22 protein-coding genes and 4 tRNA genes are annotated in these 26994 nt (G+C 60.4%); 2 read left to right on the forward strand and 24 right to left on the reverse strand.

What is annotated here, in order from left to right; genetic code table 11:
• Window positions 1-73 precede the first annotated feature (73 nt).
• The 14 genes from purF to leuC all read right to left on the reverse strand — a co-directional run bounded on the left by purF (window position 74) and on the right by leuC (window position 16549).
• Complete coding sequence (purF, locus tag ACQ4OE_RS18970) at window positions 74-1579, reverse strand: amidophosphoribosyltransferase (protein WP_007913462.1); 1506 nt, start codon at window positions 1577-1579, stop codon at window positions 74-76.
• Window positions 1580-1620: 41 nt separating this feature from the next.
• Complete coding sequence (locus tag ACQ4OE_RS18975) at window positions 1621-2181, reverse strand: CvpA family protein (RefSeq protein WP_039771589.1); 561 nt, start codon at window positions 2179-2181, stop codon at window positions 1621-1623.
• 98 nt (window positions 2182-2279) lie between these two features.
• Window positions 2280-2930, reverse strand: a complete 651-nt coding sequence (locus ACQ4OE_RS18980; protein WP_430947537.1) for an SPOR domain-containing protein — start codon at window positions 2928-2930, stop codon at window positions 2280-2282.
• A complete protein-coding gene (gene folC / locus ACQ4OE_RS18985) occupies window positions 2914-4221 on the reverse strand; it encodes a bifunctional tetrahydrofolate synthase/dihydrofolate synthase (protein WP_430947538.1) in 1308 nt (435 codons plus the stop codon). Before folC ends, ACQ4OE_RS18980 begins: the two co-directional genes overlap by 17 nt.
• The gene (gene accD / locus ACQ4OE_RS18990; protein WP_007913458.1) at window positions 4218-5138 is read right to left on the reverse strand and encodes an acetyl-CoA carboxylase, carboxyltransferase subunit beta; all 921 of its coding nucleotides are present in this window, start codon (window positions 5136-5138) and stop codon (window positions 4218-4220) included. The genes folC and accD overlap by 4 nt, the downstream gene beginning before the upstream one ends.
• A 204-nt stretch (window positions 5139-5342) precedes the next feature.
• Window positions 5343-5969 (reverse strand): phosphoribosylanthranilate isomerase, encoded by a 627-nt coding sequence (locus tag ACQ4OE_RS18995; RefSeq protein ID WP_430947539.1) that lies wholly within the window; start codon window positions 5967-5969, stop codon window positions 5343-5345.
• Between the two features lie 65 nt (window positions 5970-6034).
• Window positions 6035-6859, reverse strand: coding sequence for a tRNA pseudouridine(38-40) synthase TruA (truA, locus tag ACQ4OE_RS19000; RefSeq protein ID WP_045123178.1), 825 nt, complete (start codon window positions 6857-6859; stop codon window positions 6035-6037).
• Between the two features lie 269 nt (window positions 6860-7128).
• Window positions 7129-9783, reverse strand: a complete 2655-nt coding sequence (locus ACQ4OE_RS19005; protein WP_430947540.1) for a FimV/HubP family polar landmark protein — start codon at window positions 9781-9783, stop codon at window positions 7129-7131.
• Between the two features lie 208 nt (window positions 9784-9991).
• Window positions 9992-11002 (reverse strand): aspartate-semialdehyde dehydrogenase, encoded by a 1011-nt coding sequence (locus ACQ4OE_RS19010; RefSeq protein WP_430947541.1) that lies wholly within the window; start codon window positions 11000-11002, stop codon window positions 9992-9994.
• Window positions 11003-11246: 244 nt separating this feature from the next.
• A complete protein-coding gene (asd, locus tag ACQ4OE_RS19015) occupies window positions 11247-12359 on the reverse strand; it encodes an aspartate-semialdehyde dehydrogenase (RefSeq protein ID WP_008083209.1) in 1113 nt (370 codons plus the stop codon).
• 66 nt (window positions 12360-12425) lie between these two features.
• Complete coding sequence (leuB, locus tag ACQ4OE_RS19020; RefSeq protein WP_430947542.1) at window positions 12426-13508, reverse strand: 3-isopropylmalate dehydrogenase; 1083 nt, start codon at window positions 13506-13508, stop codon at window positions 12426-12428.
• Window positions 13509-13562: 54 nt separating this feature from the next.
• Window positions 13563-14330 (reverse strand): class I SAM-dependent methyltransferase, encoded by a 768-nt coding sequence (locus ACQ4OE_RS19025; protein WP_430947543.1) that lies wholly within the window; start codon window positions 14328-14330, stop codon window positions 13563-13565.
• Between the two features lie 145 nt (window positions 14331-14475).
• Window positions 14476-15120: a 3-isopropylmalate dehydratase small subunit gene (gene leuD / locus ACQ4OE_RS19030; protein ID WP_007913445.1), complete on the reverse strand. Its 645-nt coding sequence runs from the start codon at window positions 15118-15120 to the stop codon at window positions 14476-14478.
• Between the two features lie 10 nt (window positions 15121-15130).
• A complete protein-coding gene (leuC, locus tag ACQ4OE_RS19035; RefSeq protein WP_016984527.1) occupies window positions 15131-16549 on the reverse strand; it encodes a 3-isopropylmalate dehydratase large subunit in 1419 nt (472 codons plus the stop codon).
• Window positions 16550-16689: 140 nt separating this feature from the next.
• Here leuC and ACQ4OE_RS19040 point away from each other — a divergent pair, with 140 nt between their 5' ends.
• Window positions 16690-17574 (forward strand): LysR family transcriptional regulator, encoded by an 885-nt coding sequence (locus ACQ4OE_RS19040; RefSeq protein WP_122592472.1) that lies wholly within the window; start codon window positions 16690-16692, stop codon window positions 17572-17574.
• Between the two features lie 74 nt (window positions 17575-17648).
• Window positions 17649-20927 (forward strand): sensor domain-containing protein, encoded by a 3279-nt coding sequence (locus tag ACQ4OE_RS19045; protein ID WP_430947544.1) that lies wholly within the window; start codon window positions 17649-17651, stop codon window positions 20925-20927.
• Between the two features lie 46 nt (window positions 20928-20973).
• Here ACQ4OE_RS19045 and ACQ4OE_RS19050 read toward each other — a convergent pair whose 3' ends face one another.
• From ACQ4OE_RS19050 to gltX, 10 genes are all read right to left on the reverse strand, one after another.
• Complete coding sequence (locus tag ACQ4OE_RS19050; protein WP_430947545.1) at window positions 20974-21417, reverse strand: Hsp20 family protein; 444 nt, start codon at window positions 21415-21417, stop codon at window positions 20974-20976.
• A 121-nt stretch (window positions 21418-21538) separates the two neighbouring features.
• A complete protein-coding gene (locus tag ACQ4OE_RS19055) occupies window positions 21539-22498 on the reverse strand; it encodes a tRNA dihydrouridine synthase (protein ID WP_430947546.1) in 960 nt (319 codons plus the stop codon).
• A 159-nt stretch (window positions 22499-22657) separates the two neighbouring features.
• Window positions 22658-23107: an acyl-CoA thioesterase gene (locus ACQ4OE_RS19060; RefSeq protein WP_430947547.1), complete on the reverse strand. Its 450-nt coding sequence runs from the start codon at window positions 23105-23107 to the stop codon at window positions 22658-22660.
• 46 nt (window positions 23108-23153) lie between these two features.
• Window positions 23154-23987, reverse strand: coding sequence for an alpha/beta fold hydrolase (locus ACQ4OE_RS19065; RefSeq protein WP_430947548.1), 834 nt, complete (start codon window positions 23985-23987; stop codon window positions 23154-23156).
• 30 nt (window positions 23988-24017) lie between these two features.
• On the reverse strand, window positions 24018-24557 hold the full coding sequence (locus tag ACQ4OE_RS19070) for a TetR/AcrR family transcriptional regulator (protein WP_007913421.1): 540 nt from the start codon (window positions 24555-24557) through the stop codon (window positions 24018-24020).
• Window positions 24558-24739: 182 nt separating this feature from the next.
• Window positions 24740-24815, reverse strand: a tRNA-Glu gene (locus ACQ4OE_RS19075).
• Between the two features lie 80 nt (window positions 24816-24895).
• Window positions 24896-24971 (reverse strand) — tRNA-Ala (locus ACQ4OE_RS19080).
• A gap of 53 nt (window positions 24972-25024) precedes the next feature.
• Window positions 25025-25100 (reverse strand) — tRNA-Glu (locus tag ACQ4OE_RS19085).
• Between the two features lie 80 nt (window positions 25101-25180).
• Window positions 25181-25256, reverse strand: a tRNA-Ala gene (locus tag ACQ4OE_RS19090).
• A gap of 202 nt (window positions 25257-25458) precedes the next feature.
• Entirely contained in the window at window positions 25459-26940 is a 1482-nt protein-coding gene (gene gltX, locus ACQ4OE_RS19095) for a glutamate--tRNA ligase (protein WP_105705073.1), read from the reverse strand.
• Between the last annotated feature and the right edge of the window lie 54 nt (window positions 26941-26994).

Genomic DNA, 26994 nt, shown 5'->3' on the forward strand with positions numbered 1-26994 from the left:
GCTGTCACTCCTTGCCCTGTTCTCGAAAATTGAAAGTCAGATACAAAACCGGCCCCTCAGGGCCGGTAGAAACTCAGTTGTTGTACAGATCGATGATCGCGCTGACCGCTTGGGTTTTGATCTTCGAGGAGTCGTTACGCGCCTGCTCGATCTTGTTCAAGTACGCCTCATCGACGTCGCCGGTGACGTACTTGCCGTCGAACACCGCGCAATCGAAGTTCTCGATCTTGATCTTGCCGCCACCGACCGCTTCGATCAAGTCAGGCAAGTCCTGATAGATCAGCCAGTCAGCACCGATCAGATCCGCCACGTCCTGAGTCGAGCGGTTGTGCGCGATCAGTTCGTGCGCGCTCGGCATGTCGATGCCGTATACGTTCGGGAAGCGTACCGCCGGAGCCGCCGAGCAGAAGTAGACGTTTTTTGCGCCGGCTTCGCGGGCCATCTGGATGATCTGCTTGCAAGTGGTGCCGCGCACGATCGAATCGTCGACCAGCATCACGTTCTTGCCGCGGAACTCCAGTTCGATCGCGTTGAGCTTCTGGCGAACCGACTTTTTGCGTGCCGCTTGGCCCGGCATGATGAAGGTGCGGCCGATGTAACGGTTCTTGACGAAACCTTCGCGGAATTTCACGCCCAGGTGGTTAGCCAGTTCCAGCGCCGCTGTACGGCTGGTGTCTGGAATCGGGATCACCACGTCGATGTCGTGCTCTGGACGCTCGCGCAGGATCTTCTCGGCGAGTTTCTCACCCATGCGCAGACGAGCTTTGTAGACCGACACGCCGTCGATGATCGAGTCCGGACGCGCCAGGTAGACGTGTTCGAAAATGCATGGGGTCAGGGACGGGTTGGTCGCGCACTGACGGGTGTGCAGCTTGCCGTCTTCAGTGATGTAGACCGCTTCGCCCGGGGCCAGGTCGCGAATCAGGGTGAAGCCGAGCACGTCCAGGGAGACGCTTTCCGAGGCGATCATGTACTCGACGCCTTCGTCGGTGTGACGCTGACCGAACACGATCGGACGGATGCCATGCGGGTCGCGGAAACCGACGATGCCGTAACCGGTCACCATCGCCACGACGGCGTAACCACCGACGCAACGGTTGTGCACGTCGGTCACGGCGGCAAACACGTCTTCTTCGGTCGGCTGCAGCTTGCCGCGCTGGGCCAGTTCGTGAGCGAACACGTTCAGCAGCACTTCCGAGTCGGAACTGGTGTTGACGTGACGCAGATCGGATTCGTAGATCTCTTTGGCCAACTGTTCAACGTTGGTCAGGTTACCGTTGTGCGCCAAGGTGATGCCGTAAGGCGAGTTGACGTAAAACGGCTGGGCCTCGGCCGAAGTCGAGCTGCCCGCGGTCGGGTAACGGACGTGGCCGATACCCATGTGGCCGACCAGACGCTGCATGTGACGCTGTTGAAACACGTCACGCACCAGGCCATTGTCCTTGCGCAGGAACAACCGGCCATCATGGCTGGTCACGATACCGGCAGCGTCCTGGCCGCGGTGCTGGAGCACGGTTAGCGCGTCATACAGCGCCTGATTGACGTTCGACTTACCGACGATACCGACGATGCCACACATGCGACGCAACCCCTACTTTATGGATCTGAACTGAACAACACTCACTGAGGCGTTTTCGCCGACGGCAAGAGTTGCTCCTTGAACGGAATATCAGCGGGTACGCTGATTCCGCTGGCAAGCCACTGACTGCTCCACCCGAGGATCAGGTTTTTGGACCAGTCGGCGACCAATAGAAACTTCGGCACGAGTTGTGATTCTTTCCACCACCCGTCCTGCTGTACCGGCCCCAGGCTCAACAGCCCGACCGCCACGACCACCAGCAACACGCCACGCGCAGCGCCGAAGGCCATGCCGAGGAATCGATCGGTCCCGGACAACCCGGTGACGCGTACCAACTCGCCGATAAGATAATTGATCATTGCGCCCACGATCAGTGTGGCGACAAACATGATGGCACAGCCCGCGATCACGCGAGCCGATGGGGTTTCGATGTATCCGGCGAGGTACTCGGACAGTGAACCACCGAACATCCAGGCGACGGCTCCTGCGATGATCCAGGTCACCAGCGATAATGCTTCCTTGACGAAGCCGCGGCTCAAACTGATCAAAGCGGAGATGGCGATGATTGCAACGATCGCCCAGTCAACCCAGGTAAATGGCACAGTGCAGCCTACAGACGGATAAGGCGGCGCATTTTAGCAGAGCGCATGCCTCTCGGTAAGCTGCGATTGTCAGTGCATTTCAATCGAGGCGATAGTTTTTAGCCGCGCTCAGGCTGGAAGCGCACGACAAAACCCTTGAGGTTCTGCTGACGGCCCAACAGATCACGCAGACGATCGGCTTCGGCTCGCTCGATCAGGGGACCGACAAACACCCGGTTCTTGCCATCGGCCGAGCGTATATAGGCGTTGTAGCCTTGGCTGCGCAGGGTTTTCTGCAGGCTTTCGGCACTGGCACGGCTCGACAGGCTCGCCAGCTGCACCGACCAGCTGACCGACAGGCCATTGGCATCGACACGGCTTTGCGTGGTGTCAGGCTTGCTCGACGCCGCAGCGATAGGTTGCGCAGGGGCCGGAATCGACTTGGCCACCGCGGGCGGCGCAGCAGGCTTGGTGATCATGATCGGGGCCGCCGGGGTCGCTGCAACGGGCGCAGCAGGCGCAGTGTCTTCAGCGACTTCGTCATCCGTTGGCACGGGTTCCTGCGGCAAGGCTTGCGGTTCAGGGACGGCGACCGTTTCCATCTGAATCTGCGGCATGGCAGGCGCCTGCGGAGACGCCGGCGCCTCAACGGTCACCTGACGCTGTTCATCCTGACGGGAAAAAAGCATCGGCAGGAAAATCACCGCCAGCGCCACCAGCACCAACGCGCCAACCATGCGCTGCTTGTACGCTTTATCCAGCAAAGCCATTTGCCGCTTCCTCCGTGGAGCGCCGGGCCAACCATTCAAGGGCCTCGGCGACACAATAAAATGATCCGAACAACAGAATCTCGTCGTCACTGGTCGCCACGGCGCACTGCCCTTCCAGGGCAGCGGCGACACTGCCGTAAGACGTGACCGCAGCGCCAACGTTCTGCAATGCAGCGTTTAATTCAGCCACCGGGCGCGAGCGTGGCGAATCCAGCGGCGCCACGGCCCAATGCGCGACACTAGCACTCAATTCACCGACGACACCATCCAGATCCTTGTCAGCCAGCAGACCGAACACCGCCAAGCGTTTGCCGACCGGTGGCCGCGCCGCCAGACGACGGGCCAGATATTCGGCGGCGTGCGGATTGTGACCCACATCCAGCAACACATTCAGGCGCTTGCCGTTCCACTCGAGCGAGCGACGATCCAGACGCCCGACCACGCGCGTCGCCTGCAAGGCTGCGACGATTTGCTGTGCATCCCACGGCAAATCGAGCAACAGATAGGCCTGCAACGCCAGCGCGGCGTTTTCCATCGGCAAATCGAGCAGCGGCAAGTCACGCAGTTCAATCACTTGGCCCTGCGCATCGGTGCCACGCCATTGCCAATACTGATCGGTGATGCCGAGGTCGAAATCGCGCCCGCGCAAGAAGAACGGACAGGCCAGTTCGCGCGCCTTGTCGAGCAACGGTTGCGGAGGATTGAGATCGCCACACAGCGCAGGCTTGCCCTGACGGAAGATGCCGGCCTTCTCGAAGGCGACGGATTCGCGGGTATCGCCCAGATAATCGGCGTGATCGACGCCAATGCTGGTGACCAGCGCGATATCGGCATCAACCACATTGACCGTGTCCAGACGACCGCCCAGCCCGACTTCGAGTACCACCGCATCGAGTCCAGCCTGCTGAAACAGCCAGAACGCCGCCAGGGTGCCCATTTCGAAGTAAGTCAGGGAAGTGTCGCCGCGCCCGGCCTCGACCGCAGCAAAGGCTTCGCACAGCTGCGCGTCAGTGGCTTCGACGCCATTGAGCTGCACCCGCTCGTTATAACGCAGCAGGTGCGGAGAATTGTAGACACCGACGCTCAGGCCCTGCGCCCGCAGCAATGAAGCCACGAACGCGCAGGTCGAACCCTTGCCGTTGGTGCCGGTGACCGTAATCACCCTAGGCGCTGGCTGGCCCAGCCCCATGCGGGACGCTACCTGTTGCGAACGCTCCAGGCCCATGTCGATGGCCGACGGATGCAACTGCTCAAGGTAGGCGAGCCATTCGCCAAGGGTGCGCTCGGTCATAGGCCAGCAGGTACCGGCGGAACCACGATCGGCTCGATTGGCGCGGCGACGAATTTCGGCGTCGGCTTGCCAGTCATTTGTGCCAACAGGTTACCCAGACGTGGGCGCAGTTCCTGACGATGGATGATCATGTCGATCGCACCATGCTCCAGGAGGAATTCGCTGCGCTGGAAGCCTTCCGGCAGTTTTTCGCGCACGGTTTGTTCGATAACGCGCGGACCGGCGAAACCGATCAGGGCTTTCGGCTCACCGACGATCACGTCGCCAAGCATCGCCAGACTCGCGGAAACACCGCCGTACACCGGATCGGTCAGCACGGAGATGAATGGAATGCCCTCTTCACGCAGACGCGCCAGTACAGCCGAAGTCTTGGCCATCTGCATCAGCGAGATCAACGCTTCCTGCATGCGCGCACCGCCGGAAGCGGCGAAGCAGATCATCGGGCAACGGTTTTCCAGCGCGTAGTTGGCAGCGCGCACGAAGCGCTCGCCGACGATCGCGCCCATCGAACCGCCCATGAAGGCGAATTCAAAAGCCGAAACCACTACGGGCATGCCCAGCAAGGTGCCGCTGACGGAGATCAACGCGTCTTTTTCGCCGGTCTGCTTCTGGGCAGCGGTCAGGCGATCCTTGTACTTTTTGCCGTCGCGGAATTTCAGACGGTCAACCGGCTCCAGATCGGCGCCCAGTTCGTTGCGACCTTCGGCATCGAGGAAGATGTCGATGCGCGCACGTGCGCCGATGCGCATGTGGTGGTTGCACTTGGGGCAAACGTCCAGGGTCTTTTCCAGCTCCGGACGATACAGCACCGCCTCGCAAGACGGGCACTTGTGCCACAGACCTTCAGGGACCGAGCTCTTCTTGACCTCGGAACGCATGATCGAAGGGATCAGTTTGTCTACTAACCAGTTGCTCATGCTTTCTTTCTCCAGTACCGGCGGCCCGAACGCTCTGGTTCGCAGCCCCGCGTATGCCCTTCAGCTAAATTCATGTGTGTGGCGATGGTTGGTGGACAGCCACGGTCAGCGCGAAACATGACCTGCGTGCCATCCGGAAACCCTCAGCCGCGCCTGCTTTGTGCAAGTGCATTGATGGACGGCGGCAGACTGCCAGCCGTCACATCAATATGGCGCTTTGCGTACGGCGTCGATGAACGCCCGAATCTTTGCGTGATCCTTGATGCCCTTGCTTGCCTCTACCCCGCCGCTGACGTCTACCGCGTAGGGTTTTACCCGCGCCACGGCGTCAGCGACGTTCTCCGGGGTCAAACCACCCGCCAGAATCAATGGCTTGCTCAAATGTTGCGGAATCAATGACCAGTCGAACGCCTCACCGGTTCCGCCGGGCACGCCTTCGACGTAAGTGTCGAGCAGCACGCCACTGGCGCTCGGATAGGCATCAACGGCGGCGGCGATGTCATCGCCCGCCTTGACCCGCAGCGCCTTGATATACGGACGGTGCCAGCCTTCGCACGTTTCAGCGTCTTCATCGCCATGGAACTGCAACAGATCCAGCGGCACGGCATCGAGGATTTCCCCCAACTCGCAGCGGCTGGCGTTGACGAACAGGCCCACGGTGGTGACGAAGGGCGGCAACGCCTTGATGATCGCGCGCGCCTGCTGCGCGGTGACCGCGCGCGGGCTCTTGGCGTAGAACACGAAACCGATCGCATCGGCCCCGGCTTCGACGGCGGCCAACGCATCTTCTATGCGGGTAATCCCGCAAATCTTGCTGCGAACGGCTGACATGTCGAGAAAAACTCCAAGGCAAAATCCGGGAAAGTCCCGGATGGTAACAAAAGCGCTCGAACGCGTCAGCCGTCGAGTTCGGAGAAACCCGTAAGGAAATGTGGCCCGATAAAACGCTCGGGCAATGGGAACTCGTCGTGATACTCGACCTGTACCAGATACAAGCCGTACGGATGCGCCGTCACCCCGCCAGAGCGGCGCTCGCGGCTTTCCAGCACTTCCTTCATCCACTCCACCGGGCGCTCGCCGGCGCCAATGGTCATCAAGACCCCGGCAATGTTGCGCACCATGTGATGCAGGAAGGCATTGGCGCGGATGTCGAGCACGATCATCTTGCCGTGGCGGGTGACGCGCAGGTGGTGCATCTTCTTGATCGGCGACTTGGCTTGGCACTGGCCGGCGCGGAAGGCGCTGAAATCGTGGGTGCCAATCAGGTACTGCGCGGCCTCGGCCATGCGTTCGACGTCCAGTGGACGGTGGTTCCAGGTGATTTCTTCGTTCAGATGCGCCGGGCGAATCTGATCGTTGTAGATCACGTAGCGATAGCGCCGGGCGATGGCTTTGAATCGTGCATGGAAATGCGCCGGCATCACCCGCGCCCAGCTGACGCTGATGTCGTGGGGCAGGTTGATGTTGGCGCCCATGACCCAGGCTTTCAGCGACCGATCGACCGTGGTGTCAAAGTGCACCACTTGTCCGCAGGCATGCACACCGGCGTCGGTGCGCCCGGCGCACTGCAAGGACACCGGCGAGTTGGCGACTTTAGACAAGGCTTTTTCGAGCTCTTCCTGCACCGTTTTCACACCGGTCAGCTGACGCTGCCAGCCGCTGTAGCGCGAGCCTTTGTACTCAACGCCCAAGGCTACGCGGTAAAAGCCCTCGGGGGCCATTTCGGCGACCGGGTTATCTATGTTTGCCAAGGTGGGACAGCCTGCTGTTGTTGCAAAGGCGGGCATTATAAGGCTGTAGACCGGGGATACCAGAGTTCTCTATCAGCAGCGCCGCCCCCTTCGCGAGCAGGCTCGCTCCCACAGGGGAATGCATTTCAAATGTGGGAGCGAGCTTACTCGCGAAAGCGGTGGATCAGACACCGCTGGATCCGGCCCAAACAAAAACGGCAGCCTCAATGGGCTGCCGTTTTCATTTACCGCTGGACTTACTACAAGCTCGACAGCATGTCCTTGGCCTCGCCACGCTGCTTCTCGTCACCCTCGGTCAACACTTCGTTGAGGATGTCGCGGGCGCCATCGCTGTCGCCCATGTCGATGTAGGCCTGAGCCAGATCGAGCTTGGTCGCCGCTTCGTCGGTGCCGGCGAGGAAATCGAAATCGTCTTCGCCCAGATCGCCACCGATTGCCGCATCGGCTTCGGTGAAGGTCGGCTCGGCAATGCTTTGCGACAGACGATCCAGCTCAGCGTTAACGTCATCCAGTTCTGCTGCGAATACGTCAGGCTCGGCGGCCGGATTGCTGTCCATTTCGTCGGCCAGCGACAGGTCGAAATCGGCTGGCAACTCCAGATCATCCTGCGGCACGTCAGCCACGACCGGCGGTTCGACCGGCGACAGATCCTTCACGCCATCGTCCAGATCCAGCGTGAAGTCATCGTCAGCCAAAGTAGCCGGAGCGGGCTCAGCGCCGAGATCCAGATCCAGGTCGAAGTCCGACAGATCGTCGAGATTCTCTTTGATCTCGGTCTGCTGTTGCAGCACCGATTCGAAGCTCAGGTCATCATCAGACGGGAATTCGTCCAGCTCGATTGGCGCCTCAGGCTCCACGACGGGCGCAGGCTCTACCGGCGTGATGTTGTCGAGATCGTCGAGGCTCAGGTCAAACGCGCTGTCCAGATCGTCGTCGACAGGCGCCGGCTCGGGTGCTTGCGGCTCATCCAGCAGCAGATCCTTGACGTATTGCGCGTCCAGCTCGGCAGCGACGGCAGCTGCCGCCAGGCCACCAGCGGCGACCAGCGCCATGGCAGGGAAGCGGCTTTTCAGCTCTTCGACCTTGGCGAAGTTGTCGCCATTGGCCACCAGTTGACGCTCCTGGCCGACGAACGCATCGCGGTCGCCCTGCTGACCGTAAACTTCCATCAGCTTCAGACGCAGATCACTGCGCTGCGGCTCCAGGCTGACGCCCTCTTCCAGCAGTGCGGCGGCCTGATTGAGGCGACCGGCATTGATGTGCGACTGCGCTTTGTCCAGCACGTCATCGGAACGCTCGGCGGCCGGCGCCACCAGCGGCGCAGCAATCGGTTCGGCCATGACCACTGGCGCCACGATGACCGGAGCGGGTGTAGGCGCAGGCGCCGGGGTGTTCAGCGTGACGCTCGCTGCCGGCGTTTCCAGACCTGCGAAGCTGCTTTCCGGCAGATCCTGCTCGGCGGAGAACTCTTGTTCTTCGGCCAGTGCGCGCGCCATGCGTACGTGCTTTTCGGCTTCCTGCTGAGCTTTGCGGCGACGCGCCAGCAACAACAGCAGGAGCAGCAGAACCACCGCACCGCCACCGATCAGACCCAGCAGGATCGGATTGGTCAGCAGTTCATTGAAGGTCTTTTCATCATCGGCGGCAGGCTTGGTCTCGACAACCGGCTCGACCACAGGCTCAACCGGTGTTTCGGCAGGTGGCGCAATCGCTGATTCCGGTGTCGGCGAAGTCGCGGCCGCGTCTGCCGGAGTGGCCGGCGGCGTCGCGGCCAGTTCAGCCGTGATCGCAGGCACCGCTGGCGCGGCAGCATTGGTGGCCGGCGCAGGGCCCGCCCCTTCGGCCTGCAGCTTCGCCAGTTGATTGTTCTTCAGCTCGATCAACTTTTGCAGTTTGTCCAACTGGCTCTGCAGATCGGACATGCGGCTTTTCAGTTCCTCGTTGTCACGACGGGTCGTGTCGAGGCTTTCCTGAGTGACCGCGAGTTTGTTGCTCAGCGCTTTGGCATCACCCGCCGGGCCTTTGCCGCGCCCTTTGGCGTTCTCGGCAGAGACCAGGCTCAGATTGTCCTGGGCGTTCTGCGCTGTGCCGGTATTGCCGCGACCACGGTTGGTGGCATCGAGTTGTTGCTGACCGGTGCCCGGTTTGGCCACGTAGCGACGACCCGAGCGCCAGGCTTCGTTCTGCGCCGCAACCTCGGCAATCGCTTTGGACTGCGGCAACGCGGTGCTTTGCACCGAATCCGGCAGGCGCAGCACTTGGCCGGTTTTCAGGCGGTTGATGTTGCCGCCGATGAACGCATCCGGGTTCAACGCCTGAATGGCCAGCATGGTTTGCTGCACCGAACCGCCCGTGCGCGCCTTCGCGGCGATTTCCCACAGGGTATCGCGCGGCGTGGTGGTGTATTGCGTCGAGTGGGTGGCGCCAGTGGTCGGCGCGGCAATGGTCTGCGACGGCGCCGGTTGCGCGGCGGCGTCAGCGGTCTCTGGAGAAAACTTCGATGGATCCAGCAGCACACTGTAATCGCGCAACAGACGGCCGTTCGGCCACATCACCTGCACGAGGAATTTCACCATCGGTTCCGACAGCGGCTTGCTCGAGGTCACGCGCAGCACGCTTTTGCCGCTGGCGTTGAGCACCGGAGTGAAGGTCAGGTCATTGAGAAAGGCCTGGCGATCAACACCGGCCTTGGCGAAATCTTCAGGTGAAGCCAGGCTCGGCACCACTTCGGCGGCGGTGAGATCCTTGACGTCGAGCAGCTCGATCTCGGCCACCAGCGGCTGGTTCAGGGTCGACTTCAGGGTCAGCTCCCCGAGCCCGAGGGCATGCGCCATACCGGAGGACAGCGCCGAGGCGGCCGCTATTGCTAACACCAGTTTGCGAACTTGAACCATAGCCTCATCCTTTGTTTGAACGTTCCTCGGCCAGCGAGAAGATATTGATAGTCGCTGCCGTAAGGCATTGCGCGCGACGACGACAGATGTCGCGCGCGATCATTTCTTTGATGCCCCGGAAAGTCCCGGAGGGTGACACGTTATCAAGCGCTCCGGGCAAGCATAGCGCTCACCTAGAATCAGTCGACAAATTGTTGCCAAGTATCTTTTACAGCAGGTCTTTTATCAACAATTCAGCCACCTGCACAGCGTTAAGGGCCGCGCCCTTGCGTACGTTATCTGACGTCAGCCACAGATTTAGTTCCGCCGGGTCGTCGACACCGCTGCGCACGCGCCCGACATAGACCACGTCCTGCCCTACCGCGTCACCGACCGCAGTCGGATAATCGCCGGCGTCGACCAGCTCGATACCCGGTGCCTCTTCGAGTGCAGCGCTGGCCCTCACCATGTCGACAGCCTTCGTCGACTGCAAGGTCACGCTAAAGCTATCGCCAAAAAACACCGGGGCTTGAACGCAAGTTGCGGAAATCTTTAAAGAAGGCAGCGCCAGCACCTGACGCAACTCGCGCACCAGGCGTTTTTCCAGCAACGTATGGCCTTGCGCATCAGGCGTGCCAACCTGCGCCAGCAAATTGAAAGCCATCTGCCGATCAAAGAAAGTCGGCTCCAGCGGACGCATGTTGAGCAGCTCGGCAGTCTGCCGCGCCAACTCGGTCACAGCTTCACGGCCTTGGGCGGAAACGGCCAGATTGGCGGTGACATTGACATATTGCAGATCGATCAGATCGAGCAGCGGCGCCAGCACCACGGCCAACGAAGTGGCCGATGGACTTGGGCTGCTGACTTGAAACGGCGCCTTTAAACCGGCGAGCACTTCGGCGTTGGCCTCCGGGACGATTTGTGGCGCCTGATCGGCCGGCAAGGCGCCGGACAGGTCGATCAACGAGCAACCGGCGGCGTGGGCACGCGCGGCGTAGCTCAGAGTGATAGCCGGGCCTGCGGCGAAAAACACCAGTTTGACCTTGCTGAAATCGAACTCGTCGACTTCGCGAACGCGCACGTTCTTGTTGCGGAACAGTACCGAGCTGCCGGCGGATTCGCTGCTCGCCAGCAAGTGCAGGTTACCGACCGGGAAGTCGCGTTCTTCGAGAATCTGTACGAGGGTTTCGCCGACAGTACCGGTGGCGCCGATTACGGCAATATCTAGGGTCTGGGTCATGGTGCGAGCCTCTGGCGAAACGGGGGGAGCGGCACTTTACCGGGTGACTGGCGCACAGGCAATTTCTGCCCACCCGGATCGTTCCCACGCTCCGCGTGGGAATGCCGCATCGGACGCTCCGCGTTCGGCTTGTAAAGGGACGCGGAGCGTCCCGGGATGCATTCCCACGCATAGCGTGGGAACGATCGGCATAAAAAAACCCGCACCTCTTTCAAGGCACGGGCTCTTTCATTGCTTCAAGCAATCAACGCTCGAGCAAAATCCGCAGCATGCGACGCAGCGGTTCGGCCGCGCCCCACAGCAGTTGGTCGCCAACGGTGAACGCGCCAAGGAACTGCGAGCCCATGTTGAGCTTGCGCAGACGGCCAACCGGTACGTTCAGGGTGCCGGTGACCTTGGTCGGGCTCAGTTCCTGCATGCTGATATCGCGATTGTTCGGCACCAGTTTTACCCAAGGGTTGTGCTGGCTGATCAGCCCTTCGATGTCGGCGATCGGTACGTCTTTGTTCAGCTTGATGGTCAGCGCCTGGCTGTGGCAACGCATCGCACCGATGCGCACGCAGATGCCGTCGACCGGGATCGGGCTCTTGAAGCGACCGAGGATCTTGTTGGTCTCGGCCTGAGCTTTCCATTCTTCACGGCTCTGGCCGTTCGGCAGTTCCTTGTCGATCCACGGGATCAGGCTGCCGGCCAAAGGTACGCCGAAGTTTTCGGTCGGGTACGCTTCGCTACGCATGGCGTCGGCCACGCGACGGTCGATGTCGAGGATCGCGCTGGCCGGATCGGCCAGTTGATCGGCAACAGCGGCGTGGGTCGCGCCCATTTGCTTGATCAGTTCACGCATGTTCTGCGCGCCTGCACCGGAGGCCGCTTGATAAGTCATGGCGCTCATCCACTCGACCAGACCGGCTTCGAACAAGCCGCCCAGGCCCATCAGCATCAGGCTGACGGTGCAGTTGCCGCCGATGTAGTTCTTGGTTCCCGCATCGAGCTGCTGGTCGATGACCTTGCGATTGACCGGATCAAGAATGATGACCGCATCATCGTTCATGCGCAGGCTCGAGGCTGCGTCGATCCAGTAACCCTGCCAGCCGGCTTCGCGCAGTTTCGGGAACACTTCGCTGGTGTAGTCGCCGCCCTGGCAGGTCAGAATCACGTCGAGGGTCTTCAGCTCATCAATGCTGTAAGCATCCTTGAGCGGAGCAATGTCCTTGCCCACGGACGGGCCTTGGCCACCGACGTTGGAAGTGGTGAAAAACACCGGCTCGATTAGATCGAAATCCTGCTCTTCCAGCATCCGCTGCATGAGCACGGAACCGACCATCCCGCGCCAACCGATCAGACCTACACGTTTCATCGCAACTACACCTTCTTGAAAAGTGGGCCGCTGCTTTGTATTGAATTTCGCAGCGGGCCCGAGAGATTACAGATTCCGCAGCGCGGCGACTACTGCGTCGCCCATTTCCTGCGTACCGACTTTGCTACAACCGGCCGAATAGATGTCGCCGGTGCGCAGCCCTTGATCGAGCACGACGCTGACGGCTTTCTCGATGGCATCGGCCGCATCCTGCAGATTGAAGCTGTAACGCAGCATCATCGACACCGACAAAATGGTTGCCAACGGGTTGGCAATGCCTTTGCCGGCGATGTCTGGCGCCGAACCGTGGCAAGGCTCGTACATGCCCTTGTTGTTGGTGTCCAGCGAGGCCGACGGCAGCATGCCGATGGAACCGGTGAGCATCGACGCCTGGTCGGACAAGATGTCGCCGAACATGTTGTCAGTGACGATCACGTCGAACTGCTTCGGTGCGCGCACCAGTTGCATCGCGGCGTTGTCGACGTACATGTGGCTCAGTTCGACTTCTGGATAATCCTTGGCCACTTCTTCAACGATTTCACGCCACAGTTGGCTCGACGCCAGTACGTTGGCCTTGTCCACCGAGCAGAGCTTCTTGCTGCGAACCATGGCCATGTCGAAGCCGACACGGGCGATGCGGCGAATTTCGCTTTCGCTGTACGGCAGCGTGTCGTAGGACTGACGCTCGCCGTTTTCCAGGGTACGGGTGCCGCGCGGCGCGCCGAAGTAGATGCCACCGGTCAGCTCACGGACGATGAGGATGTCCAGGCCAGCAACGATTTCCGGCTTCAGGCTCGAAGCCTCGGCCAGTTGCGGGTACAGAATCGCCGGACGCAGGTTGCCGAACAGACCCAGTTGCGCACGGATTTTCAGCAGTCCGCGCTCAGGGCGGATATCACGCTCGATGGTGTCCCATTTCGGGCCACCGACGGCGCCCAGCAGTACGGCATCGGCAGCGCGGGCACGCTCGAGGGTTTCGTCGGCCAGCGGCACGCCGTGCTTGTCGATGGCCGCGCCACCGATCAGGTCATGGCTCAGCTCGAAGCCCAGGCTGTACTTGTCGTTGGCAAGTTCCAGCACCTTGACCGCTTCGGCCATGATTTCCGGACCAATACCATCACCTGGGAGAATCAGAATCTGCTTGCTCATGCTTTCCTCGTGTCTTCAATCGGTGCGCCTTTACCGGCACGCCCGGAAAAATTCTTATCGCTCAGCCATCAATACGATCACATCTGTACTGAACGAGCCGTCGGCATCAATCTCAAAATATTCGCGCACTTCGTTGCCCATCGACTGCTGCAACTGGCGGATCGCCGCGCGCATCACATCGGGTGTGCGCATGCGTTCAACCCAACTGGTGTACTCCAGCCGCAGGCGCTGACGCGTGGTGCTGCGCACATGCAAACCAGCCTCGCTGACCTGCCGCAACCACTCGGCGGCGGAATAATCGCGCACGTGACTGGTGTCGCGCAGCACTTCGACGCTTTGCAGGTAAGTGTCGAACAACGGACTGCCCGGTGACAACACATCCACGAACGCCGCCACACCGCCCGGCTTCAGCACCCGCCGCACTTCGCGCAGGGCCATACCGAGATCGCTCCAGTGATGCGCCGAATAACGGCTGAACACGAAGTCGAACTCGCCATCGGCAAACGGCAGACGCTCGGCGGCGCCGTTGATCGTGGCAATGTTGCTGATGTTGCGTTCAACCGCAGCGGCGGCGACCACGTCGAGCATTTGCTGCGACAGGTCGTAGGCAACCACTTCCTTGACCAGCGGTGCAACGTGGAAACTGACGTGACCGGCGCCGCAGCCCAAATCCAAAACCCGCGCCTCGCCCTGCCCCGCCAGCTCAGCTTGTAGCAGCGCGAATTCGGTGCCTTGCGCGTGAACGGCGCTGCTCAGGTAGGCGGCGGCCTGTTCACCGAATTGCTTTTGTACGACCTGGGTGTGTTGGGCGGTGCTGGTCATGGTCACATCCTTCTGGCTTTAGCTTTGTATCGCCTGGACTACCGTCTTCGCGAGCAGGCTCGCTCCCACAGGGTAATGCGTTCCAAATGTGGGAGCTGGCTTGCCAGCGAAGGGGCCGGCCCTGACTACATCAATCTCGAATCAATCACGCGTCGCGAAACAACCACGGCTGGCTCACCCGGTGTTTGGCCTCAAACGTCGCAATCGCATCGCCGTCCTGCAAGGTCAAACCGATATCGTCCAGACCGTTCAACAGGCAGTGCTTGCGAAACGCATCGATCTCAAAGCTGTACACCTTGCCATCCGGACGGGTCACGGTCTGTGCTTGCAGATCGACCTGCAATTGATAACCCGGCTCAGCCTCGACCTGCTTGAACAACTCATCGACTTCAGCGTCGCTGAGGATGATCGGCAGCAAGCCGTTCTTGAAGCTGTTGTTGAAGAAGATGTCGGCGTAGCTCGGCGCGATGATGCTGCGGAAACCGTATTCTTCCAGCGCCCACGGCGCGTGTTCACGGCTGGAACCGCAACCGAAGTTCTCACGGGCCAACAAGACGCTGGCACCTTGATAACGCTCGGCGTTGAGGACGAAGTCCTTGTTCAGCGGACGCTTGGAGTTGTCCTGATACGGTTGACCGACATCGAGGTAACGCCACTCGTCGAACAGGTTCGGCCCGAAACCGGTGCGCTTGATCGACTTCAAAAATTGCTTCGGAATGATTTGGTCGGTGTCGACGTTGGCACGATCCAAAGGCGCGACAAGACCAGTGTGCTGGGTAAAAGCTTTCATGCTGCGCTCCTTAAATCAATTCGCGAACGTCGATGAAACGACCGTTCACCGCTGCCGCCGCCGCCATGGCCGGGCTGACGAGGTGGGTACGGCCACCGGCGCCCTGACGGCCTTCGAAGTTACGGTTGGAGGTCGAGGCGCAATGTTCACCGGACTCCAAACGGTCCGGGTTCATCGCCAGGCACATCGAGCAACCCGGCTCACGCCATTCGAAACCGGCTTCGAGGAAAATCTTGTCCAGGCCTTCAGCTTCCGCCTGCGCCTTGACCAGACCCGAGCCCGGCACCACGATCGCTTGTTTGATCGTCGACGCGACTTTACGGCCCTTGGCGATGACCGCCGCAGCGCGCAAGTCTTCGATGCGCGAGTTGGTGCAGGAACCGATGAACACGCGATCCAGCTGAATGTCGGTGATCGCCTGATTGGCGGTCAAACCCATGTATTTCAAGGCGCGGACGATCGAGTCGCGCTTGACCAGGTCCATTTCCTTGGCCGGATCCGGCACGTTCTGATCAACGGCCAACACCATTTCCGGCGAAGTGCCCCAGCTGACTTGCGGCTTGATCTGCGCGGCGTCGAGTTCGACCACGGTGTCAAACTTGGCGTCGGCGTCGGAGACTAGGTCTTTCCAGGCTTCGACGGCCATGTCCCATTCCGCGCCTTTCGGGGCGAATGGACGGCCCTTCACGTAATCGACAGTCTTTTGATCCGCTGCCACCAAGCCAACGCGGGCGCCGGCTTCGATGGACATGTTGCAGATGGTCATGCGGCCTTCGACGGACAAGTCGCGGATCGCGCTGCCAGCGAATTCGATGGCGTGGCCGTTACCGCCGGCGGTGCCGATCTTGCCGATCACCGCGAGGACGATGTCCTTGGCGGTCACGCCGAACGGCAATTGCCCTTCAACGCGCACCAGCATGTTTTTCATTTTTTTGGCGACCAGGCACTGAGTCGCGAGCACGTGCTCAACCTCAGAGGTGCCGATACCGTGCGCCAACGCGCCGAACGCGCCGTGGGTCGAGGTGTGCGAGTCGCCGCAGACCACGGTCATGCCCGGCAAGGTCGCGCCCTGCTCCGGACTGATGACGTGGACGATGCCTTGGCGGACGTCGTTCATCTTGAACTCGACGATGCCGTATTCATCACAGTTGTCGTCGAGGGTCTGAACCTGCAAACGCGAGACCTGATCGGCAATCGCTTCAATGCCGCCCTTGCGTTCCGGGGTGGTCGGTACGTTGTGGTCCGGGGTCGCGATGTTGGCATCGATGCGCCAAGGCTTGCGCCCGGCCAGACGCAGGCCTTCGAAGGCTTGCGGCGAGGTCACTTCGTGGATGATGTGACGATCGATGTAGATCAGCGCAGAGCCATCGTCGCGCTGCTTGACCAAGTGCGAATCCCAGAGCTTGTCGTAGAGCGTTTTGCCGGCCATCAGACGGTTCCTCATCAGCTTGTTTCTATGCCCTGGGCTTATCAATAACCCTTTGGCTTGTGAGGCCGATCCTATGGGGTTAGATTAAATAACTCAAATTCATATTTTTTATGCTTTGGATAACCAACTGGAATACGAACATGGATCTGGCCAACCTCAACGCTTTTATCGCGATTGCCGAGACCGGCAGCTTCTCCGGCGCCGGCGAACGGTTGCACCTGACACAGCCGGCGATCAGCAAACGCATCGCCGGGCTGGAGCAACAATTGAAGGTGCGCCTGTTTGATCGGCTGGGTCGCGAAGTCGGCCTGACCGAGGCCGGACGCGCCCTGCTGCCGCGGGCTTATCAGATTCTCAACGTGCTCGACGACACCCGCCGCGCCCTGACCAACCTGACCGGTGAAGTCAGCGGGCGCCTGACGCTGGCGACCAGTCACCACATCGGCTTGCACCGTTTGCCACCTTTATTGAGGGAGTTCACTCGCCGCTACCCACAGGTTGCGCTGGATATTCAGTTCCTTGATTCGGAAGTGGCCTACGAAGAAATTCTCCATGGCCGCGCAGAATTGGCGGTGATCACCCTCGCGCCGGAGCCTCATTCGCTGGTGAAAGCCACGCCAGTGTGGGACGACCCGCTGGATTTCGTGGTCGCCCCGGAGCATTCGCTGATCAATAACGGCCCCATCAGCCTGGCGGACATTGCCGGTCATCCGGCGGTTTTCCCCGGCGGCAACACTTTTACACACCATATCGTGCAGCGTTTATTCGAGGCCCAAGGCCTGACGCCGAACATCGCCATGAGCACCAACTATCTGGAAACCATCAAGATGATGGTCTCGATCGGTCTGGCTTGGAGCGTTTTGCCGCGCACCATGCTCGACGAACAGGTGGCAAGCATCGCATTGCCGGGCATACAGCTCAGTCGCCAGCTAGGCTATATCTTGCACACCGAACGGACGCTATCGAATGCGGCAAGAGCCTTCATGGCATTGCTGGATGCACAAATCGATCTGCCAGGGACTTAAGGCCAACTTGTGCTACTCCTATAGAGCCGCTGCCCCTGTGCCTAATGCCACCATCAGCTCAAGGCCTGTCCATAATGCCGAAATCTGTTGACCGAATTCCGCCGATGCCGCGTATTCAGGCGGTTGACCCGCGTCATTCCGAGCAGAGCTGGGAAAGCGCGCCGCAATTGCTTGCCGCGCTGAACGGCGCCCGGCTCGGCGCCTGGTATTGGGACATCGAGCGCGGGCAGATCAGTTGGTCACGGGGCACCCAGGCTTTGTTCGGCTTTGATCCTCGGCAACCGTTGCCCGAAGATCTGGAATATCTCGACCTGCTGCCCCCGGAAGACCGTGCGAAAACCGTTCGCGCCTTTCACGCCGTGATCGCTGGAGCGCCGCTGGAACAGGCGATGCACCACCGCATCCGCTGGCCCGACGGCAGCCTGCACTGGCTGGAAATCAGCGGCAGTCTGCTCCCGGATAAAAACGGTCGCCCCCGAATGATCGGGGTGATCCGCGAAATCACCCACCAGCGCCAACGCGAACAGGCGCTGAGCAGCTCGGAGAAACGTTTCGCCACACTGTTTCATTTATGCCCGAACATGGTCTTGCTGACCCGCCAGGAAGACGGCCTGATCAGCGAAGCCAACCAGTATTTCGAAAGCCTGTTCGGCTGGCCGGTGCAGAGCGCCATTGGCCGCACCACGCTGGAACTCGGGCTGTGGGTGCATCCCGAACAACGCGCAGAACTGGTCAAAAAAACCAACACCAAAGGCGAGTTGATCGCCATGGAAGTGCAGTTCCGCGCCAGCAACGGCCAGGTTCATGACGGCATTCTCAGCGCACAGAAAGTCGAGCTTGAAGGCCAGCCCTATCTGCTCAGCACCTTCCTCGACACCACTGAGCGCAAAGCCGCCGAACATGCCTTGAAGGACAGCCAGGAGCGCCTCGATCTGGCGCTGGATTCGGCGCAGCTCGGCACCTGGGACTGGCACATTCCCAGCGGCATGCTTTACGGCTCGGCGCGGGCCGCGCAATTGCACGGGCTTGAACCGAAGCCGTTTCATGAGTCGTTCGAAGAGTTTTTCGAAGGCGTGCCCGGCGAAGAGCGCGACACTATGCGCGACGCCTACCGCAGCCTGCGCGAAGGCCCGGCGGGCAATTATCAACTGACCTACCGTGTGCAATTGCCGGACGGCAGTTCGCGCTATCTGGAAAGCCGCGCCCGCCTCTATCGCGACGACAACGGCGCGCCGCTGCGCATGGCTGGCACGCTGCTGGACATTACCGATCAGGTCGAACGCGAGCAGCGGCTGGTGGCCTCGGAAGAAAAATTCGCCACGCTGTTCCAGGTCAGCCCCGACCCGATCTGCGTCACGCGCCAGGACAGTGGCGAGTTCATCGAAATCAACAACAGCTTCACCCAGACCTTCGGCTGGAGCGCCGTCGACGTCATCGGTCACACCGCCGAAGAGATCGGTCTGTGGGACGCCTCGGCGAAAAGCCTGCAACGCATCGAGCGGGTGATCCGCGAGCAGGGCCTGAGCAACGTCGCGATCATCGTCCAGCACAAGGACGGTCAGTCGCTGACCTGCGTGATTTCGAGTCGGCAGATCAGCGTCGGCGACCAGCCGTGCATCGTCACCACCCTGCGCGACATTACTCAGCAACAGCGCTCGGAAGCAGCGCTCAAGGCCAGCGAAGAGAAGTTCGCCAAGGCGTTTCACTCCAGCCCCGACGCAATCACCATCACCGAGCGCGATACCGGACGCTATCTGGAGGTCAACGACGGTTTCTGCCGCCTCACCGGCTATCGCGCCGACGAAGTGGTGGGCAAAACCGTGTATCAGGTCGGCATCTGGGCCGAAGAGAAGCAACGCTCGGCGCTGCTGGCCGAGTTGCAGATCAAAGGCCGCGTGCACCATCAGGAAATGCTCGGGCGCAATAAACGCGGGGAAATGCTGACAGTGGAGGTCTCGGTCGAACCGATCACCCTCAATGAAACCGCGTGCCTGCTGCTGACCGCCCGCGACGTCAGTCTTCTGAAAAACGCCGAAGCGCAGATTCGCCACCTGGCTTACCACGACCCGCTGACCAACCTGCCCAACCGCGCGCTGCTGATGGATCGCCTGAGCCAGCAGATCGCCCTGCTCAAGCGCCACAATCTGCGCGGCGCGTTGCTGTTCCTCGATCTCGACCACTTCAAACACATCAATGATTCGCTCGGTCACCCGGTCGGCGACACGGTGCTGAAGATCATCACCGCGCGACTGGAAGCCAGCGTGCGCATGGAAGATACAGTCGCGCGCCTCGGTGGCGATGAGTTCGTGGTGTTGCTCAGCGGCCTCGAAGGCTCGCGCAACGAAGTCAGCGCTCAGGTGCGCAATCTGGCCGACACCCTGCGCGAATTGCTCTCGGAGCCGATGTTCCTCGACGGCCAGCGTTTGCAAGTGACGCCAAGTATCGGCGTGGCGCTGATTCCCGATCACGGCTCGACGCCGACCGATCTGCTTAAACGCGCCGACATCGCGCTATACCGGGCCAAGGATTCCGGGCGTAACACCACGCAGATGTACCACAACACCATGCAGAAAGCGGCCAGCGAACGGCTGCGCATGGAGACCGATTTGCGCCTGGCGTTATCACGCGGCGAATTCAACGTGCACTTCCAGCCGCAGATCGATGCCCGCAACAATCAGATCATTGGCGCCGAAGCGCTGGTGCGCTGGAATCACCCGGAACTTGGCGCACAATCGCCCACCGAGTTCATCAAAGTGCTGGAGGACAGTGGCCTGATTCTCGAAGTCGGGACCTGGATCCTCGACGAGGCCTGCGATGCCTTCAAACAACTGATCACGCTGAAACTGGTCGACCCGCTCAATTTCAGCTTGTGCGTGAACATCAGCCCCCGGCAATTCCGCCAGAACGACTTCGTCGAACGCATCGAACACAGCATGATCAGCCACGGCCTGCCCTGCTCGCTGCTGAAACTGGAAATCACCGAAGGCATCGTCATCCAGAATCTGGAAGACACCATCAGCAAAATGCGCCGCCTGAAGAAGCTCGGCGTGAGCTTCGCCATGGACGATTTCGGTACCGGTTATTCATCGCTGACTTACCTCAAGCGGCTGCCGGTGGACACGCTGAAAATCGATCAGTCGTTTGTGCGCGATGCGACGACCGATCCCAACGATGCCGAGATCATCCGCGCGATCGTCGCCATGGCGCGCAGCCTGGAGCTGGAGGTGATTGCCGAGGGCGTGGAAACGCCTGAGCAGTTGGCATTTCTACAAGGGCTGGGCTGCCATTTGTATCAAGGTTATCTCCACAGTCGCCCGGTGGCGCTGGAAGATCTGAAGGTGCTGCTGGAATAGCGGGCACAAAAAAGGGCGCCGTTGGCGCCCTTCTCATTGCTCGGCCTTATTGCAGAACCGGCTTCTCCATCCCATTGATCGGGATGCGCTTGGCTTTCGCTTCTTCCGGGATCACTCGTAACAGATCAATGCTCAGCAGACCGTTTTTCAGATCAGCAGACTTGATCTCGATGTGATCGGCGAGACGGAAGGACAGCTTGAAAGCACGCTGGGCGATGCCCTGATGCAGGAAGGTCACGCCTTCGTTGGCATCACGTTTGCCGCCACTGATGGTCAGCACGCCTTTCTCGACTTGCAGCTCCAGATCTTCTTCCTGGAAACCGGCGGCCGCTACGACGATGCGGTATTGGTCATCACCGTGTTTTTCCACGTTGTAAGGTGGGTAGCTGCTGCCTGGCTCGTTGCGCAAAGCGGTTTCGAACAGGTCGTTGAAGCGGTCGAAACCTACCGAAGAACGGAACAGTGGCGCGAGGGAAAATGCGGTACTCATGGTTCAAATCTCCTGAAAACAATCAGCAAGGTTTTTTATCTCCGCGACCCGAATTCGGCATCGCGTAACCCTTAGATAGGGACCACTGATTTGATTTCAAGAGATTATTTGCAGATTTTTTTCAGGCCGCTTCGGCGACCGGCAGGCCGAGCAAACGCGAGACGTGATCCGGTTCAGTCTCACGGCGCAGCACGGTGAACAACTCGCTGGCCTCGGGATAATTGCGCGTGAGCATGGCCAGCCATTGCTTCAAACGGCCCGGTGATTGGCGTGCGGTCATCTGTGCTTTGGCTTGCAGCCAGAAGTCCTGGATCAGCGGCATCAATTCGGCCCAGGTCATCTCGACCACTTCCTCGCCGGCGCGTGCAGCAGCGATCTGCTTGGCCAGATCCGGACGCGACACCAGACCGCGACCGAGCATGATGTCTTCGACACCACTGATTTCGCGGCAACGGCGCCAGTCTTCGACGCTCCAGATATCGCCATTGGCGAACACCGGCACCTTGACCACGTCTTGCACGCGTGGAATCCACTCCCAATGCGCGGGCGGCTTGTAACCGTCCATTTTGGTCCGCGCGTGAACCACGATGTGTTCGGCGCCGCCCTCGGCCAACGCCGTGGCGCAGACCAGCGAACCGTCCGGACTGTCGAAGCCCAGCCGCATTTTTGCGGTGACGGGAATGTGCGCAGGGACGGCACGGCGCACGTGCTCGACGATCTGGTTGAGCAGCTCAGGCTCTTTCAGCAACACCGCGCCGCCACGGGATTTGTTCACAGTCTTGGCCGGGCAACCGAAGTTGAGGTCGATCACCTCGGAGCCCAGTTCGCAGGCCAGTGCAGCGTTTTCCGCCAGGCAGACCGGATCGGAACCGAGCAATTGCACGCGCAATGGCACGCCGGACGCGGTGCGGGCGCCGTTGAGCAGCTCCGGGCCGAACTTGTGGAAATAGGCCGGCGTGAGCAACTGATCGTTGACCCGAATGAATTCGGTCACGCACCAGTCGATGCCGCCAACGCGGGTCAGCACGTCGCGGAGGATGTCGTCGACCAACCCCTCCATGGGCGCCAGAGCAATTTGCATGGGAAAACACTACTTGAAGGAAAAACGTGCGGCAGTTTACTGGATATCGCAGGAGTTCGCAGAAACCTTGTGGGAGCGAGCCTGCTCGCGAAAGCGGTGTGTCAGGTATGCATATATCAACTGACAGACGGCTTTCGCGAGCAGGCTCGCTCCCACATTTTAGATTTGAGCGGTGTCGGGGATTTGGATCGCCGGGCCGTAGCCTTCGATGAACTCCGCCGGCATGCGCTTGGGCTTGCCCGTGGTCAGTTCAATGCACACAAACGTGGTCTGCGCGCGCAACAGCGTGGTGTTGTCGCTCGGGCGTTTGAGCTGGAAATGCCGGGTCATTTTCAGGCGCTGATCCCAATCGACGATCCACGTCGCCAATTGCAACTCGTCGCCTTCATACCCGGCGGCCAGATAATCGATTTCGTGACGGACCACGGCCATCGCCCGATCCAGTCGGCGATATTCGACCAGATCCAGACCCAGACGCTGCGAGTGGCGCCAGGCGCAGCGTTCGAGCCAAGTCACGTAGACAGCGTTGTTCGCGTGGCCCAGCCCGTCGATGTCCTCGGCGCCTACTTGCAGATCAATGGTAAACGGCGTTGCCCGATCCCAGCCCATGCCCCACTCCCGATCAATTATTCAACCGGGGCAGTGTAACGGATGCTTACGCCGATTGGCGCGCCTGCAGGCTGCGACCGGCCAACAGTGATAACACGCCATCAATCACGCGCGGGTCAGCGAGCACGCGCTGATGACCGCCACCCTCAAGCCGCAGCAAGCGGCTGTCGAACCAGGATTCGTGGATCAATTGCGATTCTTTGACCGAGACAAAGTTGTCGTCCTCGGCGTGCACGATCAGGCCGGGCATATCCAGTTGATAGTGGGCGACATCGAGGGTGGCGGCGCGCATGCCAACGTCTTGCTCGACTTGGCGGATAAACGCTGAACGCGCTCTGGGCGGCATGCCGACGTAACGGGCGAAGCCGCGCAGTACGCCGAGAATGCGTGCAGGAGCTGCGATGCTGACGAGGGTTTCGGTGCGCAAGCCCAGTTGCACGGCGAGCATCGCGCTGGCGCCGCCCATGGAGTGACCGATGACGGCTTCCAGGGGTGGCAACTCGGCAGCGGCCTCAAGCATGGCCCGGGCGAATAGAACGACGTTGGCTTCGCGTCCCGGCGAACGACCGTGGGCCGGGCCGTCGAGGGCGATAACGGTGTAGCCGGCGTCAACCAGTGCGGTAATCAGCGCGGCGAACTGGGTGGGCCGCCCTTCCCAACCGTGCATCATCAGCACCGCAGGGCCTTGACCCCAACGCAATGCCGAGAGGCCGAAACGCAAAGTGATGCGCTCGGCGCTGGCCAGCATCGGCAGCTCCCAATCCCGCAGCGGCAGCGAGCGTGGCGTCATGAATGCCAGACGCATCTTGCTCGCCACTCGCTTCGGTGCAATCCAGCCCAAGGTGCCATTAACGCCACGAACCCACTTCAACGTGTTCATCGCTCTCTCCTCAGGCCTGTTGCCTTCAGGTCAACGCACCGCCGACTTGGCAGCGCGCAGCAATCGATCAGATAAGTCTCCCGGACCCAGTGCTCTTGCGAGGGCCAGACCACCGACCATCAAGGCCACATCGGCCAGGGCTTTGTCGGTGTCCTCAGGGCTGGACGCCAACTGCGCAATCATCAATTCCAGGTGTTCGTTCAGCGCGATGCGGAACGATTCCGGCAAACGCCCCAGTTCACCGATCGACGCCGGAATCGGGCAGGCCGCATCACTGGAATCCCGATGCTTGCGCGACAGATAGAACGCAGCCACCAAGGCGCGGCGCTCTTCGCCGGTCAGTTCGGCATCCATGTCGGCAATCAGATCGCGACGGCGACCGAGCAATTGCTTGAACGCCTCGAGCATCATCGCGTCCTTGCTTTCGAAGTGCGCATAGAAGCCACCGACGGTGAGGCCGGCTGCGCCCATCACTTCGCCCACGCTCGGATCGGCCGGGCCACGCTGGATCAGCGCGGCGCTGGCAGCCTTGAGGATGCGTTCGCGGGTTTGAGCTTTTTTATCGTTCATCGTTGCCTCCGAATATTACGATTAGAATATTATTCGCATAATAATAATCTGCAAGTCAAGAATATGACCGCTGGTCTGAAGCACAGTGTAAGGAAAAAGGAGAGTTGGCCAAACGGCAGACAAACAAAAGGGCCATTCAATAATTGAATGACCCTTATAAAATCCCGCAGAGCGGGTAATCGTGGCGTCCCCTAGGGGACTCGAACCCCTGTTACCGCCGTGAAAGGGCGGTGTCCTAGGCCACTAGACGAAGGGGACACAAACCTTCTATACAACTGATCAGTGCTGAGATCTGATCGATTCAAGGCCGGTGTGGCCAGACCTTGAACTTGTAAAATTGGTGGAGCTTAGCGGGATCGAACCGCTGACCTCCTGCATGCCATGCAGGCGCTCTCCCAGCTGAGCTAAAGCCCCGGATTTTTCGCCTCGCGGCGGAGTGACATTTCGCAACATCACTTCTGTAAAACTGGCGTCCCCTAGGGGACTCGAACCCCTGTTACCGCCGTGAAAGGGCGGTGTCCTAGGCCACTAGACGAAGGGGACGCAAACCCTTCTATACAACTGATCAACGCTGAGTGTTGATCGCTTCAAGGCCGGTGTGGCCAGACCTCGAAGTGTAAAATTGGTGGAGCTAAACGGGATCGAACCGTTGACCTCCTGCATGCCATGCAGGCGCTCTCCCAGCTGAGCTATAGCCCCTCATCGTTGATGTCATCGCTGAGGACGGGGCGAATCTTAAGGGCGTATCGAAAGCCTGTCAAACTTATTTTTGAAAAATTTCAAAGTTTTTCGTCGGCATAACAATCACTTACCGCCCTCCCCCGTAAATTCGGGGGGAAAGCGCCGAAGGCCGGAATCAAAAGATCCCGGCCTTCGGTGGTTCCTGCAGAGTCAGGGGTGCTTAAGCGATAGCGCCCAGCAGCTTTTCCCACTCTTTGTTTTCTTTCTTCGACACGCCGCCCAGCAGGTCAATCGCCTGGCGCAGACGGAAACGGGTCAGGTCCGGGCCAATGATTTCCATCGCATCGAGCACCGACACCGAACTCGCCTGACCAGTGATCGCAGCAAACATCAGCGGCATCGCGTCACGCAGTTTCAGCTCCAGCGATTCAACCACCGCCTGAATCGTCGCGGTGATGTTGTCCTTTTCCCACTGACGCAGGCTCTCCAGCTTCCACAGGATCAACTGCATCAACTGACGCACCTGATCACCGGAGAGCTTTTTCGATTCGAACAGCTTGGCATCCGGGTTAACCCCGCCAGCAAAGAAAAACCCACCCAGCGGGGCAACCTGGCTGAAGGTTTCAACGCGGCCCTGAACCAGCGGCGCGATCTTCATCATGTATTCCGGGTTCAGCGCCCAGGTCTGCAGACGGCTGGCGAACTCTTCCACCGGCAGATCACGCAGCCACTGGCCGTTGAGCCACGACAGCTTCTCGATGTCGAAGATCGGCCCGCCGAGCGACACACGCTTGAGGTCGAAGTTGTCGACCATTTCCTGCAGCGAGAACTTCTCGCGCTCGTCCGGCATCGACCAGCCCATGCGGCCGAGGTAGTTGAGCATCGCTTCCGGCATGAAGCCCATGCGCTCGTAGAACGTCACCGAGGTCGGATTCTTGCGCTTGGACAGCTTGCTCTTGTCCGGGTTACGCAGCAGCGGCATGTAGCACAGCTCCGGCTGCTCCCAACCGAAGTATTCGTACAGCAGAATCAGTTTCGGCGCCGATGGCAGCCACTCTTCGCCACGCAGCACGTGGGTGATGCCCATCAAGTGGTCGTCGACCACGTTGGCGAGGAAGTACGTCGGCAGGCCGTCGGTCTTCATCAGCACTTGCATGTCCATGCGATCCCACGGGATCTCGACGTCGCCACGGAGCATGTCCGGCACTACGCAAACGCCTTCGCTTGGCACTTTCATGCGGATTACGTGGGGTTCGCCAGCCGCCAGACGGGCCGCGACTTCTTCTTTCGACAGCAGCAGCGCGCGGCCGTCGTAGCGTGGCGTTTCGCCGCGAGCCATTTGCTCGGCGCGCATCTGATCCAGCTCTTCAGCGGTGCAGAAGCACGGGAACGCGTGGCCCATGTCGACCAGTTGCTGACAATACTTCTGGTAGATGTCGCCGCGCTCGCTCTGGCGATACGGGCCGTGCGGGCCGCCCACGTCCGGGCCTTCGCTCCAGTCGATGCCCAACCAGCGCAGCGCGTCGAAGATCTGCTGTTCGGACTCGCGGGTCGAACGCAACTGGTCGGTGTCTTCAATCCGCAGGATGAACTCACCGCCATGCTGCTTGGCAAAGCAGTAGTTGAACAATGCGATGTAAGCGGTACCTACGTGGGGATCCCCGGTAGGCGATGGCGCGATGCGAGTGCGGACGGTGGTCATGGCATGTCTCGAAAAGAATGAAAAGCAAAACAATCAAGCGGCGAATGGTAACAG

Origin of the sequence: Pseudomonas sp. WC2 (assembly GCF_050586545.1) — a bacterium.
In the GTDB taxonomy this organism is placed as follows: Bacteria; Pseudomonadota; Gammaproteobacteria; order Pseudomonadales; family Pseudomonadaceae; genus Aquipseudomonas.